At 56.8% G+C, this 14,768-nt stretch carries 13 protein-coding genes; 4 read left to right on the top strand and 9 right to left on the bottom strand.

Features of this window, described 5'->3' with window-relative positions:
* Position 1 precedes the first annotated feature (1 nt).
* Positions 2-1,864: a Mu transposase C-terminal domain-containing protein gene (locus OSW16_RS13345; protein ID WP_082432323.1), complete on the bottom strand. Its 1,863-nt coding sequence runs from the start codon at positions 1,862-1,864 to the stop codon at positions 2-4.
* 1,058 nt (positions 1,865-2,922) lie between these two features.
* Here OSW16_RS13345 and OSW16_RS13340 point away from each other — a divergent pair.
* The 3 genes from OSW16_RS13340 (at position 2,923) to OSW16_RS13330 (ending at position 5,790) form a co-directional block, all read left to right on the top strand.
* A complete protein-coding gene (locus OSW16_RS13340; RefSeq protein WP_267823829.1) occupies positions 2,923-3,144 on the top strand; it encodes a hypothetical protein in 222 nt (73 codons plus the stop codon).
* Between the two features lie 581 nt (positions 3,145-3,725).
* Positions 3,726-4,928, top strand: a complete 1,203-nt coding sequence (locus OSW16_RS13335) for a zinc-dependent alcohol dehydrogenase (protein WP_267823953.1) — start codon at positions 3,726-3,728, stop codon at positions 4,926-4,928.
* 325 nt (positions 4,929-5,253) lie between these two features.
* Positions 5,254-5,790, top strand: a complete 537-nt coding sequence (locus OSW16_RS13330; protein WP_267823827.1) for a sterol desaturase family protein — start codon at positions 5,254-5,256, stop codon at positions 5,788-5,790.
* Here OSW16_RS13330 and OSW16_RS13325 read toward each other — a convergent pair.
* The 5 genes from OSW16_RS13325 to fni are packed head-to-tail and all read right to left on the bottom strand — an operon-like array spanning position 5,678 to position 11,646.
* Positions 5,678-6,673 carry a phytoene/squalene synthase family protein gene (locus tag OSW16_RS13325; protein WP_267823824.1) on the bottom strand — a complete coding sequence of 332 codons (996 nt, stop codon included), beginning with the start codon at positions 6,671-6,673 and terminating at the stop codon, positions 5,678-5,680. The genes OSW16_RS13330 and OSW16_RS13325 overlap by 113 nt on opposite strands.
* Positions 6,670-8,160: a phytoene desaturase gene (locus tag OSW16_RS13320; protein ID WP_267823822.1), complete on the bottom strand. Its 1,491-nt coding sequence runs from the start codon at positions 8,158-8,160 to the stop codon at positions 6,670-6,672. Before OSW16_RS13320 ends, OSW16_RS13325 begins: the two co-directional genes overlap by 4 nt.
* On the bottom strand, positions 8,157-9,323 hold the full coding sequence (crtY, locus tag OSW16_RS13315) for a lycopene beta-cyclase CrtY (RefSeq protein ID WP_267823820.1): 1,167 nt from the start codon (positions 9,321-9,323) through the stop codon (positions 8,157-8,159). Before crtY ends, OSW16_RS13320 begins: the two co-directional genes overlap by 4 nt.
* A complete protein-coding gene (locus OSW16_RS13310; RefSeq protein WP_267823818.1) occupies positions 9,320-10,594 on the bottom strand; it encodes a glycosyltransferase in 1,275 nt (424 codons plus the stop codon). Before OSW16_RS13310 ends, crtY begins: the two co-directional genes overlap by 4 nt.
* Complete coding sequence (gene fni / locus OSW16_RS13305; protein ID WP_267823816.1) at positions 10,591-11,646, bottom strand: type 2 isopentenyl-diphosphate Delta-isomerase; 1,056 nt, start codon at positions 11,644-11,646, stop codon at positions 10,591-10,593. The genes OSW16_RS13310 and fni overlap by 4 nt, the downstream gene beginning before the upstream one ends.
* Before the next feature lie 203 nt (positions 11,647-11,849).
* On the opposite strand from fni, the gene OSW16_RS13300 reads away from it, so the two are divergent.
* Positions 11,850-12,755: a polyprenyl synthetase family protein gene (locus OSW16_RS13300; RefSeq protein WP_267823814.1), complete on the top strand. Its 906-nt coding sequence runs from the start codon at positions 11,850-11,852 to the stop codon at positions 12,753-12,755.
* Here OSW16_RS13300 and OSW16_RS13295 read toward each other — a convergent pair whose 3' ends face one another.
* From OSW16_RS13295 to OSW16_RS13285, 3 genes are all read right to left on the bottom strand, one after another.
* On the bottom strand, positions 12,756-13,226 hold the full coding sequence (locus OSW16_RS13295) for a hypothetical protein (protein ID WP_267823812.1): 471 nt from the start codon (positions 13,224-13,226) through the stop codon (positions 12,756-12,758). It lies immediately after the preceding gene.
* Between the two features lie 207 nt (positions 13,227-13,433).
* Positions 13,434-13,760: a hypothetical protein gene (locus OSW16_RS13290; RefSeq protein ID WP_267823810.1), complete on the bottom strand. Its 327-nt coding sequence runs from the start codon at positions 13,758-13,760 to the stop codon at positions 13,434-13,436.
* A 199-nt stretch (positions 13,761-13,959) separates the two neighbouring features.
* On the bottom strand, positions 13,960-14,742 hold the full coding sequence (locus OSW16_RS13285; protein ID WP_267823808.1) for an EAL domain-containing protein: 783 nt from the start codon (positions 14,740-14,742) through the stop codon (positions 13,960-13,962).
* Between the last annotated feature and the right edge of the window lie 26 nt (positions 14,743-14,768).

The following is a 14,768-nucleotide window of genomic DNA, read 5'->3' as shown; positions in this document are numbered from 1 at the left end:
GTTAGTCTTTATGCTTATCAACTATAATTACAGGAAGAAAATCAGGCTGATCTGAATGCTCTCTTATGATGCGCGGCACAAAAACATCGTGAGCGTTTTCGTCCTGGGTTAAGATTGTCGGGATAAAGTCTTGCGTGTCTTCGATAAGCCAGTCCTCAACGGGTTCATTGGTTACTGCTTCGGTTGCAGGGATTAGAGTGCTCTGTGGAGCGGGCAGACCTTTAGGCGGTAGATTGGCCATGAAAGCAGTTTTAAGGTCAACGGCCTCTTGAACGATCACTGTCTGATTGGCAAGAGCAGCGTGCGCGAACTCATCGTCGACAGTGCCAGGGGGCAGGTCTTTGAGTAGTGCTTTACGCTTCGAAAGTTGTTTATGGTTCGAGTAGGAATCCCAAGTGTTAGCTAGCCCCACCCGATTATAACTACAAGGAACTTTCAGAAATTTGCCTGGGAGCTTGACCCAGACGTAGCTCAGATCGTGCCGAAGGTACTTGATATCAAAACGCTGACCCACGTAGGGGGCAAGCTCGTAACATGCGTATCTACGGCCAGCAAAATTTATTCCGTAGGGATGCACCTTGTGATCGAAGCTTGTCGGTGAGAAATCAATCAAAAACCTCATTTGATCGTTTGATGCAATGACACGATCATGATCATAAAGACCTTGATTAACGTAATGATTCCAAGCTTCACGCGGAGTGCATTTTAGCGACGAGTGGATTTTGCCATGATAAACAGTTACTTGATTTAGGAACCATACAGCGAACTGCTCATAATCCATCGTTGCATTATATTCGCTATTGAAGTCCTCTCGCTGAACGACGTTACTCCCGGTTGCGCCGGGAAGGAAGTGGACTTCTGTCGTCATAAACGTGCCAATCAAGCGTTCTATAATGCCTCCATACCATTTTTTCCCTATAGGGCGGTGTTCCCAATCCATACCCCACGCCTTGCACTGCTCAATGAACTTTTCACTTGTAAACTCAGCGGCATTGTCGGTAAATATAACAAATGGAATACCAAAGAATGGATACTCATTCGGATTAGTCAAGAAGCGGAATAGATGAAAATCTTTGTTCATCACTGCAAAAGCAAGGGCGGCAGCGACGGTATCAAGGTTAGGGGGATCTAGACTAAGAAAAAAACCTAAGATCACTCTCGACTTATCGCAGATTAACATCGTTACCCATGGCCTACCGATGATAATATTTCTGTTCTGCTCATCGACCAACAAGATGTCGACCATCGTGTGATCCATCGATACTCTGTGCAAAAGCCCATCGATCACAAACTTGTGAGGCTTGAATCCATATTTATGATCCGTCTTTTCTTTCCCGTACCGCTTGAAATAAACCTCTCTTTCCGGCTTGGACATTAAGAATTGCCTGGCCCTATAGCGCGTGACATTTTCACCCTCTCCCTTGAAGTACTCCCGCGCCCACTGGTGGAGCTTACTGAGGGATGCCTTGGGGCCTTCAAATTTCTTCTCGTAGGCTTCTTCAAGAGCAGCGATTTGTGCATCACTGGCCCAGCAACTTCCTATAACCCTGCCTTTCTTGTTTCGCTGGATACTTTCTTCTTTTCTGTGCTTGCGCAGCAAGTTATAAAATTGAGAGTGGCCGAGGCCAAGAACTTCCATGCCTCGCTTGACGGTCATCCCGTTAAACCGCTCAATGACCTGGTCAAAAACGGATGCGCGCTCTTTAGCCACTTCTTGCTCGCGCGCGTCATAAGTTCTTTCCTGGTAGGGAATGTACTCACCTCCAGGAGGTACTCCTGACTCTTTCCAGTCTCTGGGTACTCTTACCTTTGCTTTTTCTTCCGAATCGCTAGGCGCTGCAGGCAGGTTGAGTTCTTTATCCATCTTATCCGGTACTAATCCGATGATTTGACAGGTGAGGATAGTGGAGTGGTAGATGCACGCAAATTTCGGCTAGGCAGCTTCCAAGCGGTGGCAAGGCCAGGAGGAAGTTGAGTATTAGATATATTGACATTTCTTCAGAAATTACAAAAAAACTCCAACTAAAAAAAGCTTATAGAGATCATCAAGTTAAAAATCACGAAATTCACGCACATTCAATATATATTTAACCCGAATGATTAAGTCCTGAACATAAAGCTCGCCTTTTTCATTCCTAAACCGTCTAACCTCCGAACGTAAATATTCGGTCGTTGGAGCAGATCTTGGACGGGAATGGCATTTCCCATACCTGTCGTATTGCGACATACGCATAAAAGTGCGCTTGTGGATCTGCCGTTGGGGCCGGTGTGTTTCTCGGCTTGGGACGACGATTGGTTCCTGGTAGCTACCTGCGGTGGGCGGAACGAGGGAAGAGTTGTGACGAATCTGGTGTAGGTACTGCGTTCTTGTTGTTCATTCTTGAACGCACCGTGCTGGGCGAGTAGAAGGCGCACACCTTGTCATTTCGGTTACGTCCCAGGTTTCAGGGCTTGCGGGCTACCAAGCGCTAACAATCTTCAACGGCTTATCTGGTGTTGGCGCCATACACATCACCACTTTCCTCCCGGTTCACGGGCTTTCGAGTGCAATGGGATCCCCTGAGAAAGACGTCTTGGATCGTAGAGTTTTATCGGTATTGCGCCCATTAGGCTATCCAACCAATCCATGAAACACCTGCGCACCTGGAATCACACTGCGGGCTCAGGAGTACATCGAACCCGTGTGACATAAGACCGGAAGACAGACTCTTATGCGGGATAAGCCCGGAAAAAAGACTTCGTTTTTCCGCCGATATAGCGACAGGAAGGGTTAACATATTGTTTTTAAAAGGGATTGTGGGCGTCCGATTTTATTTCAACGTTTACAGCATTTAAATGCCCGTCACAAAAACCACCTAATGCACCCGCGCTCGAACCAAAGGTTGGTTTCTCAAGACCGTCGACATCACGTCAGAAAGATCCTTGCTGGATCAACTGAACGGAATCTGTGTTTCGACCGCGAAGTTGATCAACTGGGCATCGAAGCTTACGCGCGAGCGAGAGCTTGCCAAGCAACTGATTGCTGGCAGAGCGCACAACTTCTGGCCCGCCACGCGCTTCTACGAAGCCCGCTGGGAAGACCGTGTTCAAGCGTGGCTGGCTAATCTCCCCACGGGCGAACCTGATCACAGTTTGAAATCGTGAGACTCGTAGCCCAACCGCCGCCAACTCCCCTCCAGTTCGCACAATAGAATCGAGGGGCAACACGGCTCTGCTCATCTGATTGTTCAGCCTTCAGTATCAGAAACCGCGCCGATGATAAGCCCACCTGGCCATCCTGGAGCCACCGCCAGTCTCGCGACCAACCGCCATGCTCGACATCGTTAATCAGGTCATCCAGGTGGCACAGTCTCGAGGCCAAACATAATGCTGTACGCATATACAGTGTTCGGTAGGCCACGCCCGCACCAGGCACCCTGCCCTCGCCCTTATCCGCACAAGCGCTAGCCGTTTGCACAGCTAGAGCAAAAACACTGAAACCGGCTCCGTTGAGTTTGCCGGTCGGGTAAACGTTGTGCGCTTTAGCGGTGTCCGTACCGTCAGCGTCGTTCCCTGGCAGCGATGCAGGTTTCTTAGGGGCATTCAAGGAAATGCACGCCGATGAGGCCGTGCTGTTCGACGCTGCGGCTCTCCGATGACCATTGAACCAGTCAGCCTGAACTTTGGCGCTACTCCAGGCTTCCCCTGCATATGCTCATAAATTTACCGCAGCAGGAGCAAGCATGATGAGAGCACTGACCTACCACGGCGCAAACGATGTGCGGGTCGATAATGTCCCAGACCCCATCCTCCAAGACCCAGACGACATCATCCTCAGGGTGACGGCCACCGCCATCTGCGGATCCGACCTCCACCTCTATCGGGGCAAGATCCCGGAAACAGAGCAAGGCGACATCTTCGGCCACGAGTTCATGGGCATCGTGGAGGAGGTTGGCAGGGACGTGACGACCCTGAAGGTTGGCGACCGAGTGGTGATTCCATTTGTCATCGCTTGTGGAAGTTGCTTTTTCTGCCAGCATGATCTCTTCGCTGCCTGTGAAACCACCAATACCGGGCGCGGATCGATCATCAACAAAAAGGGCATACCACCAGGCGCGGCGCTGTTCGGATACAGCCATCTGTATGGAGGGATCCCTGGAGGCCAGGCCGATTACGTTAGGGTGCCAAAAGGCAATGTCGGGCCATTCAAAGTTCCGACTTCGCTCGCGGATGACAAAGTGCTGTTCCTATCAGACATCCTTCCCACCGCTTGGCAAGCGGTCATCAATGCCGAGATCGGCGAAGGTTCATCGGTAGCGATCTATGGCGCGGGGCCAGTGGGCCTGTTGAGTGCCGCCTGCGCAAAGATGCTGGGCGCTCACACCATCTTCATGGTGGATGACAACAATTACCGGCTGGCCTATGCCCAGCAAGCCTATGGCGTTATCCCGATCAACTTCGAAAAGAATGATGACCCAGCCGATAGCATCATCCGCCATACACCGGGTATGCGTGGCGTGGACGCGGTCATCGACGCGGTCGGGTTTGAAGCCAAAGGCAGCACCACGGAAACCGTGATGACGGCCTTGAAACTGGAAGGCAGCAGCGGCAAGGCCCTGCGCCAAAGCATTGCGGCTGTGCGGCGTGGCGGCATAGTTAGCGTGCCCGGCGTCTATGCCGGCTTCATTCACGCCTTCATGTTTGGCGATGCGTTCGACAAGGGGCTGACGTTCAAGATGGGCCAGACCCATGTGCAGAAATACCTCCCGGAACTGCTCGAACACATAGAAGCCGGGCGCCTGGAACCGGAACTGATCGTGACTCACCGCCTCGCCCTGGAAGAGGCTGCCATGGGCTACAAAATGTTCGATCAAAAACAGGATAACTGCCGGAAAGTGATCCTCGTTCCAGGAGCGGCCGCTGGAACGTTAGGGAGTGATTACGTGTAAGCCATCGGAGCACAAACCTATGAACGCCCTTGGTATGTACTTCTGGATCGCGGTCGTCAATGCCTCATAGGTTCGAAAGCGCAGCTTTAGTGGCCTAGGATGAGTTTCTCAAGACGACTGGGGCCAGGCGTTGGGTGGAAACTGCTGGCCGGCAGTGGCGACTACTGCCCTGCGACTTGGCGCAACAGCAGCAAAGCCTTAGCAGCGTACGAAAACAACGTCGTACACCCCCCATCCAGATCGCAACCTCATCTTGAGATATGATCGAACTCGAACATCCACCGGTGACACGGGTCTTAAAAGCTTGCTTACCAAGGTACTTCGCATGATTGTCAACGCACTGGTGTTCTTGATGGCTTTGATTGGCATGGAGGGATTGGCGTTCGTCGCCCACAAGTACGTGATGCATGGATGGGGCTGGGGCTGGCATCGTTCGCACCATGAGCCTAGAACTGGGCGCTTCGAGAAAAACGACCTGTTTGCCGTCGTGTTCGCGGGTTTCGCCGTCGCGCTGATCGCCCTCGGCAATCTAGGCGTACACCCGCTGGAGTGGATCGGTGCCGGCATGACCGCGTATGGACTGCTGTACTTCCTGGCCCATGATGGGCTGGTACACAAGCGATGGCCATTGCGATTTGTCCCCCGGCACGGCTACCTCAAGCGCCTTTATCAGGCGCACCTGCTGCACCATGCCGTTGCCGGAAAGGAGGGGTGCGTGGCGTTCGGCTTTCTGTACGCACCATCGGTTTCTAAACTTCGCGCCCAGCTTCGTGCTTTGCACGGTGGGCCGTTGGCCAGACATGATGAGGACGCTGCCACAAGCCAGCAGCGCGGTCAGGCCAGCGACGGCCACGGGACATGACGGTGCGCCATAGCCCCGCAACAATGTGCCAGACCTTTTCCAGCTTCGACGTAGAGACCCGCACGTCCCATGCCCGGCTGCCCCGCTGTCTGACCTTCAACCCGATCGCCCGGTACACGCCGCCAGCCGTTGCCACCGCCCAGGCCGAGCGCCATGGCAACGCCGTCAACCCTGCCTGGGCGCTGATGTAGAATGGCTCTGCCATGTGGATCAGTCGCTGAGCCAGCATGGCCACAGCATCCCGGTACTTAGGGTTGGCAATGTCGTGCTCTGGAATCGACATCGCTTGCAGCCATTCTTGGGGCAGATAGCATCGGCCAACGCCCGCGTCTTCGATGATGTCCCGGGCGATATTGGTCAATTGGAACCCCATGCCCAGATCGCACGCCCGGTCGAGGGTCTTTTCGTCGCTCACCCCCATGACACGCGCCATCATCAGACCAACCACACCCGCAACGTGGTAGCAGTAATCCAATGTGTCTTCGATGCGGTGATAGCGTCGGTTCTGGGCGTCCATCGCGAAACCGGAAAGATGCGCCAAGGCGTACGGCTCAGGAATGCAATGACGGCGCACCACTTCGCGGAAAGCCGCGAATGCGGGCGTTTGCACCGGCCGCCCGGCATATACCGAATAGGTTTGTGCAAATAGGCTGGCCAAGCGCCGCTCGACTTCATCCTGCCCTACAGAGGTAGCAGCATGGCCTGCTACCTGCCCGTCGATCACATCGTCGCAATACCGGCACCAGGCATAGAGCATGACCGCGCTGCGCCGGGTGGCGGGGGCGAACAGCCGCGCGGCGGCGGCGAAGCTCTTCGAGCCTACGGCAATGCTGCGGTTCGCATGGTCGAACAGGGTCTGGTCATTGCCTTCAACTGTCATCATCCCTGCATGTCCTCCAGCATCAGCCCAGCGGTGGCTCGCGCCGACCCTATCACACCCGGAACCCCCGCGCCTGGGTGCGTGCCGGCACCGGCCAAATAAAGGTTAGTGAGCATCGCATCGCGGTTGTGTGGCCGGAACCAAGCACTTTGGGTGAGGATCGGTTCGAGGGAAAATGCCGACCCAAGGTGCGCGTTGAGCTCACTTTCGAAGTCGGCGGGGGTGAAGATCCGGCAGGTCACCAAGTCCTTGCGCAGCCCGGGGATGTAGTGCTGTTCGAGGTAGTCGAAAATACGCTCCCGGTAACGCGGGCCTTCGACTTTCCAGTCAATCGGGGCATTGCCCAAGTGTGGTACCGGTGACAGCACATAGTGGCTGGAGCAGCCTTGGGGGGCGAGGCTGGGGTCGGTGACACAAGGGGCGTGCAAGTACAGGGAAAAGTCGTCGGCCAACGCCTGCCCCTGGAAAATGTCCTGAATAAGCGCCCGATAACGCGGCCCAAAGCACACTGTATGGTGTTGCAACTGAGGTTGCGGTCGCTTTAGCCCAAAATGAATGACGAACAGCGAATTGCTGAAGCGCTTGCGTTTGAGGCGAGCGCTTTCCTGCACGCCTCTGCGATGCCCACTTAACAGCTGGCTGTAAGTGTGCACCACATCCGCATTGGAGGCCACGCTGTCAGCCTCATAGTGCCGCCCATCCACTAGGCGCACTCCAGTGGCACGCCGGCCCGCGGTAGTAATATGGGCGACATCGGCATTGAGCTGCAGGCAGCCGCCAAGGTCTTCGAACAGCTTCACCAAAGCGTTCACCAGCGCGCCGGTTCCTCCTCTGGGGAACCACACCCCCCACTCGCGCTCGAGCGCGTGAATGAGGGTGTAGATCGAGGAGGTGGCGAAGGGGTTGCCCCCCACCAGCAAGGAATGGAACGAAAATGCCTGGCGCAGCTTGTCGTCCTCGATAAACGTCGAGACTTTGGCATACACGCTGCGCCAAGCCTGCAGCCGCGCCAGTTGCGGGCCTGCGGCGACCATATCGCGAAACGACAGAAACGGCACAGCGCCCAGCTTCAGGTACCCTTCACGAAACACCGCCTTGGAATAGGCCAGAAAACGCCGATAGCCAGCGACATCGGCTGCGTTGAATTGTGCGATCTGGCGGTCGAGCGCGGCCTGATCGTTGGCGTAGTCGAACTGCGTACCATCTTCCCAGCACAGCCGATAAAACGGCGCTACCGGCAGCAGTTCCACGTAATCGGCCATCGAGCGCCCCGCCAGTGTGAACAGCGCCTCGATCGCTGTCGGGTCGGTGATCACAGTCGGGCCGGCGTCGAACGTGAATCCTTGCTCGTGATAGACATAAGCGCGGCCGCCCGGCTTGTCGCGTTTTTCCAGCAGGGTCGTCTGCACCCCAGCGGCCTGAAGCCGGATGGCCAAGGCCAGCCCGCCGAACCCGGCACCAATCACGATGGCTTTCTTTGCGTCGGTCATTCTCGAATTCCATAGTGTCTGGGGTGATACCGGAGCATCGCGCGCACGGCTTCGCCGAGCGGCACCGGTGGTTTGCCCGACAGCACCCGCAGCTTGTCGGAAAAGCTGTTTTGGCCTGCGTAAAAGCGGCAGATCAAACCGTCGGAGAGCCCGTAGAAACGCTGCATGACCTGCCACCGGTACTCGGGCCGCCCGGCCAGGAACAGCATCCGGTTGAGCAGGCGGTAGAAACGCTGGCTCCGCCAGATCTTATAGGCGATCGATCGTATGCCGGCAGCCAGGACGCTTGCGTCAAGGTCGTGCTGTTGCGCGACCCAGTCGGCCAGGCGCACGGCATGGGGCAGCGAATAGCCCGTGGTGCAATGGAACAAGCCTGCGCGCAGTCCGGAAAGCGGGTGCCCCTGGGCTTCGCTCCAGAAGCCCTCGAAATCTCCCGCCAAGGTGATCGGCAACACGCCGGTTTCTTCGCGCAGACATGCCTGCACCGCCCAACCTTGCGCCTCGGCATATTCGGCGATGTGCGCCCGCAATTGGTCGGGCGACAAGGTATGTCGATCTACATAGTGGGTATCTTCTATCAGCACGGTGTCTGGGCTGAAGGGCAGGACGTAAACGAACCGGTACCCCTGCCCTTGTGCCACCCGCGCGTCCATGATGATTGGCGCGACTAAGCCATGGGGCGCCTGCAATCTCAACAGTTGCCCCACAAATGCCTGATGCCCCAGCACCATCCGCGCGCTAGCCCGAGCACCTCGACCATCGATGACAGCACGCGCCTGCACGCGCTCGCCGTTCGCCAACGTTACCGACGTGGGGGTCAGGTCGATGATACGTTGGCCTACGCGCAGGTCGTCACCCAGCTCGGCGCCGATCACCTCGGCAAATCGCTCAGAGGTGATGCTAGCGTACCCCGAGTTCAGGCGGCGCGAGCGGGCTGGGAAATGCACGTCATAGCACGGCCAGCGCTTGACCACCAACGGGGCGAGCCAGTCATGTTGCTCGGGTGTCAGGTCACCGTCATGGAACGACCACGTGTGATTGCCGCCGATAAGCTTCTGCGCTTCGATGCACAGCACACGCCATGCGGGCCGCTGCTGCTTCAGTCGCCAGGCGATCAGGCCGTTGGCCAACCCGCCACCGGCCAGAATCAGGTCGTAAGTCATTGGGCAGGCCCCCCAAGTACAGCGCAGCCGGTTCGGGCAACCCTTTCAACGATATCGGCAGCCCGCGGCGTGCCCCCCGCTTGCTCCAATTCAGCCGCCAGCCACTGTAGCCGTTCAACCGGATGCTCCAGCAGCCGCTTCAGCGCATCATGGATGGTGCTCGCCCTCGCCCGTCGGTTGACCTGCAACCCGATACCCGCGTGCACGACCCGCGCTGCCACACCGGGCTGATCGAAGCCAATGGGCATCACCAATGCGGGGGTCCGCGCCTTGATCGCATCCATGACCGTGTTCAGGCCGCCGTGAGTCACCACGACATGGGCGTGGTCGAGCACCCATTGCTGCGGCGCGTAGCTGGTTACCCAAGTCGCCCCGGCCCTGCGCAGGCGCTCTTCCTGAGCCGGGCCGAGTTTTGCGCAGTGGGCGATCAGCAGCTGAGCATCAAGCCGTGCGCAAGCCTTGGCTATCTGGTGAAACATACCCACGCGATCACCTTGCAACGTACCGAGACTGGCGAACACAAAGGGGCGCCCTGGGTCGATCGGCCACTGCCCTACCCCGCCAGAGAACGGCGCCCGCAACGGGCCCACCGCATGGTAATGAGCAGGTAACTGCTGGCGAGGAAGATCGAACCCGGTGATCGTCTGGCTAATCTGGGCATAAGATGACAGGCATTGGTGCAGGCCATCGCGCAGCTCAATGCCGAACCGCCGACAAGCCTGGCGAATCACATCGCGCAAGGGGCGCATCAGCCAGTCATATACACGCTGGCTGCCTTCATAAAGCCGTCGCTGGCGCTCATCTTCCCCGTACGCGAACGGCATGACCGCCAACGGAATGCCAGGCTCGCGGTTGACCGGGAGTGCGCAGGCCACGGACAAGAACGGCATACCCAATGCTTCGGCCACCAGGCCGCCAGCCGCTTCCATCTGGTCGCACAGCACCACATCGACCCCGGCTTGGTTCAGCGCTGGCGGCAAGGCTTGGCACAGCATCCCAGTGTTGGCGCATAAATCACGGATTACGCCGCGCAGGCGCAGCGGGTGATTGGACGTTGCAGCACGCTGCAATGACCGGTCAAGGCTGCCAAGGGGATGACTGTCACTACCCACTGCGACGAAACCGATGCGTGGATCAGTCAGCCAGCGACGCGCATCGACCTGCTGAAAGAAAGTGACACCGTGCCCGCGGTCTATCAACGCCGATGCCAGTGCCTGAAAAGCCTGAAAATGGCTATAGAACGCCGGCGCGACCACGCCGAAACGGCTCATGGGATAACCAACGCAGTGGGGCCGGATGGCAGCACGCGCACGCTGCGCAACGCTGCCAGGTTGGCCGAGCCCGTGCAGAAGCAAGCAATGCGCAGCTGCCGGATGAGCATCTCGAAATGCTCGACGACCGCCGACGTCGACTGAGTCGCCTCGTGGAGAACACCCGCCGCCTGACCGATCACATCGGCGCCCAGGCAAATGGCTTTGGCTGCATCGACGCCATCTCGAATCCCGCCCGAAGCAATCAAGGGTATCTGTGGCAGCGCACGTCTGATGCGCTGCAGGCTGATGGCCGTCGGTATACCCCAGCCACTGAAAGCTTCAGCTACGCGACGATCCAGCGGACGCACCGCCCGAGCTGCTTCGACCGCCGCCCAGCTCGTGCCGCCCATGCCCGCAACATCAATGACTTGTACGCCAGCTTCGCTGAGGGCTAATGCGACCGGCGCCGATATCCCGGCGCCGACCTCCTTGACAACAACCGGTACACCTACCGCTGCCACCGTGCGGGTAATAGCCTCCAAAACCCCGCACCAGTTCCGATCACCTTCAGGCTGAACCGCTTCCTGCAACGGGTTGAGATGAATGATCAGCGCGTCGGCTTGCAGCGTTTCGACACACCGGTGCGCCAGGTCGAGGCCGTCTTTTTCCAGCAGTTGCGCAGCGCCGATATTGCCGAGCAAAGGTATATCCGGGGCCAGTTGGCGCAGACCTCGCGTCAGACCTTGGTCATTACCACTTCTCAGAGCAACGCGCTGCGAACCCACACCCATGGCGATCCCCAGTGCCTGTGCAGCCTCGGCCAGGTGGCGATTGATCGCGGTCGAGCGGGCTGCACCCCCGGTCATGGAACTGATCAGTATCGGCGCCCGAAGCGATTTCCCGACCAGCGCACTACCCAGATCAATGGCGTCCAGATTCAGCTCTGGCAAAGCACAGTGCTCCAATTGCAACGCATCGAAACCGGTGCCCATGCCACGTGGCTCTGTGCGCCTACTCAGCACAATGTCGAGGTGGTCGTCCTTGCGTTTACTCAATTCGCTGTCGCTCATATCAAGCTCCGGTTGCTTGAATCATTTCGTACCCAGCGTGGTCTTCTACGAATAAAACTTATACAACATTGGCAGCGGCGCTGGTTTTGTACAAGATTGATTGAGACTGAGGCAGCTGCGGGGTTGAGTCGTTCCCCGAATTCCAGTGTGGCAGATCAAAAAAACATTCGACCAATTTGGCCACAGCAGAGGCATACATCACGATGACCACCGCCCTCGTAGCTTTTTCCGACCTCGGCTCCACTGACCGCCTTTCGCAGATACGGATTTCGATCGAACAACGCCTGGATGAGTTACTGCCCGACACAGGTAACGAACGTGATCTCGTCGCGCTCGCCATGCGCGAATCGACGCTGGCTCCGGGTAAGCGAATGCGCCCCATGTTGCTAATGCTCATTGCAAGTGGCCTGGGCCACGAGGGCTCGGCAGCCCGTGACCTGGGCTGCGCAGTGGAGCTGATCCACGCCGCCTCACTGGTGCTCGACGATATGCCGTGCATGGACAACGCCTCGCTTAGGCGAGGCCGGCCCACGGTGCATTTGAAATTTGGCGAGGATGTCGCAATTCTAACTGCGGTAGCACTGCTGAGCCGCGCCTTCGGTATCATCGCGGCTACCCGTGAAGTGCCACCTGCGATCAGGAGCGAACTGGTCGAACTGGCTTCAAATGCTGTAGGCATGCAAGGCCTGGTGCGTGGCCAGTTTCAGGATTTGAGGGACGGTCAGCAACCCCGGAGCCCCGAAGACATTGCCATCACCAATAACCTCAAGACAGGGGTCTTGTTCGGTGCCATTGTGGACATGGCCTGGCTTATCAGTGACAGCGATGAAAGCACTCGTTCAAGCTTGCAACGCTTCGCCATGGAGCTAGGCCAGGCGTTTCAGATGTACGACGACCTATGTGACGTCCGCTGTGATACCGGCAAGGACTCGAACAAAGACCGCGGTAAGTCGACATTCCTGTCGATCTACGGTGAACAAGAGCTGCAAGCGAATCTGCAAATGCATCTTTCCAATGCCGAAAAAGAACTGCGCACTGTATTCGTTGATGCTGACGTGATCGCAGGCTTCATTGCCTCGATGTTCAAGAAAGCGGCGGTGACCAGCTGATCACCGCTGCGAACGCTGAGCAATGGCCTCTTTGAGCGCCTCGCTGTCTGTATACCGCTGCTCTTGCACAACGGCGCCGCCCTGTAAGGCCAACCATTGAACGGACTCACGATCGCCTTTATAGGCACTGGCGACCCGGCCGTCGCGGTCCAACAAGATTCGGTATTTGGCGGAACGCATAGCAGGCACGGCCACTAGCTTGATCACCGATGGCATCTTTTCGATGTCTGCGACATAAATCACACGACGTGACTCCAGATAGCCTGCAGGCTCATCTTCAATTGCCGCGTTCACCAATTTAGCCGCCGCCATGCTTCGTACCACCAGCAGCACCTGAGCATCGTCATCGAGGGTGTAGGCTTTATCGTTCTGATCCAGCAATGTCCACTTCTTGACAGGCTCAATAATCGCGCTGTCGGCCAAAGCACTGAAACTCAGCAGAGCCCCTGCGAGCAAAACAAGATGGCGCATCGATCAAGACCTTGGTAAGCCAGAAGGACTTTTACTTTACAGCAAATTGAAGACGATCGAGATAAACGAGATAAATAGGAATCGCGCAACTTTTCATGCGCGTACTGCGGTTGAGTCGATCATCCAGGTTTACAGATCAATCAAGCCTTGCTCAATCAGTCGGTCGCTCAGTCGAGGCCGACCCCGGCCAAGTCTTTTCGACGTGCATTACTCATCCTTAGTGGCATCCAAAGCGTCGTACCAATCAGCGTAGGGCGTATGTTCCACCCGACAACGATTGTAGTCAGGACTGTCGTCGTCCCACCAAACAGGCCCCCGCTCGCCCAGTCCCACTTTGGCGGCATTCACTCGCGCACGCGCAGTTTTGAGCATTTTCAAATCGTCAGCGCGCTTGGCCCTTTTGACATCTCGTCGAGCATCCATCAGGTCATGCACAAGGCGTTGCCGCTCGCATTCACTAAGTGACGGGTTCGTACAGCGCCAGAGCTGACCTTTGACAACAAAATAGCGTCTGTCTGGTGTCGTTGGATGCATAACGCAGATCTCTTGAGTGATACACCAAGGACACCAAAGATGACGCATTGGCTGCATGCCAGAGGGACATAGGTTGAAGTCTCCCCTACCAGGGGACTTTCCATCAGCCCAGCGCCCTCCGCTTGGTGGCTCTGGTTAGTTCTCTTTCGAGTACGGCTTGATGCCGCTTTTGGCAAGAAGGGACTCTATAAGAGCAACATCAAGAAAGCCGCTCAATCAACGGCAATCCATTCACCTGCGGTCGGGCGAACAGATACCCTTGCATCAACTCAATCCCCAGCGTCGCCAACGCTTGACACTCTTCGTCAGTCTCAATCCCTTCGGCGATAAGCGTAATGCCCAACCGCTCGGCCACCAGAACGATACCGGCGACAATGGCTTGGCGAACTGAATCCTTGCAGATTCCCCGCGTGAGTGCCATGTCCAGTTTGAGCACAGCCGGCTGAAATTCTGCCAGTAGATTCAGCCCTGAGTACCCCGAGCCAAAATCATCTATTGCAGTGGTAAAGCCCTGTCGCTCGTACTCCTTGAAGATTGATTTCAAGTGCTCGGTGTCTTCGATCCGCTCGCCCTCGGTCACCTCGAACATGAGCCGATTGGCGGGGAAGTCGAATGTTCGAGTGGCTTCTAGAGTGGCCCGGATGCAGGTGCTGGCACTGTAGACGGCATTGGGCAGGAAATTGATGCTCAATTTGCACTCTTTCTGCCGCCCCAAGCCGAGTGCAGCCGCTTGTTCAATGGCCTTGACGCGACAGGCCTGATCAAAGCGGTACAGATTGTCGGGAGATACCTTCGCCAAAATCTCCGCAGCGCTTTCACCGGCCAGACCGCGAACCAGCGCCTCATAAGCGAACGGCCTGCCTGAAGGAACATGGATTATTGGCTGAAACGCCATAGTAATTTCGACATCCAGCCTGGCCAGGTCACGACACTGGGAGCAGCCCATCGCTGAAAAGGGCTGGGGGAAAACAGAGTTGCTCATGGGATATCGTCGAGCTTGAAGAGGAT

Source organism: Pseudomonas putida (assembly GCF_026625125.1).
Classification (GTDB): Bacteria; Pseudomonadota; Gammaproteobacteria; order Pseudomonadales; family Pseudomonadaceae; genus Aquipseudomonas; species Aquipseudomonas putida_X.
This window is presented reverse-complemented; position numbering and strand designations above follow the sequence as displayed.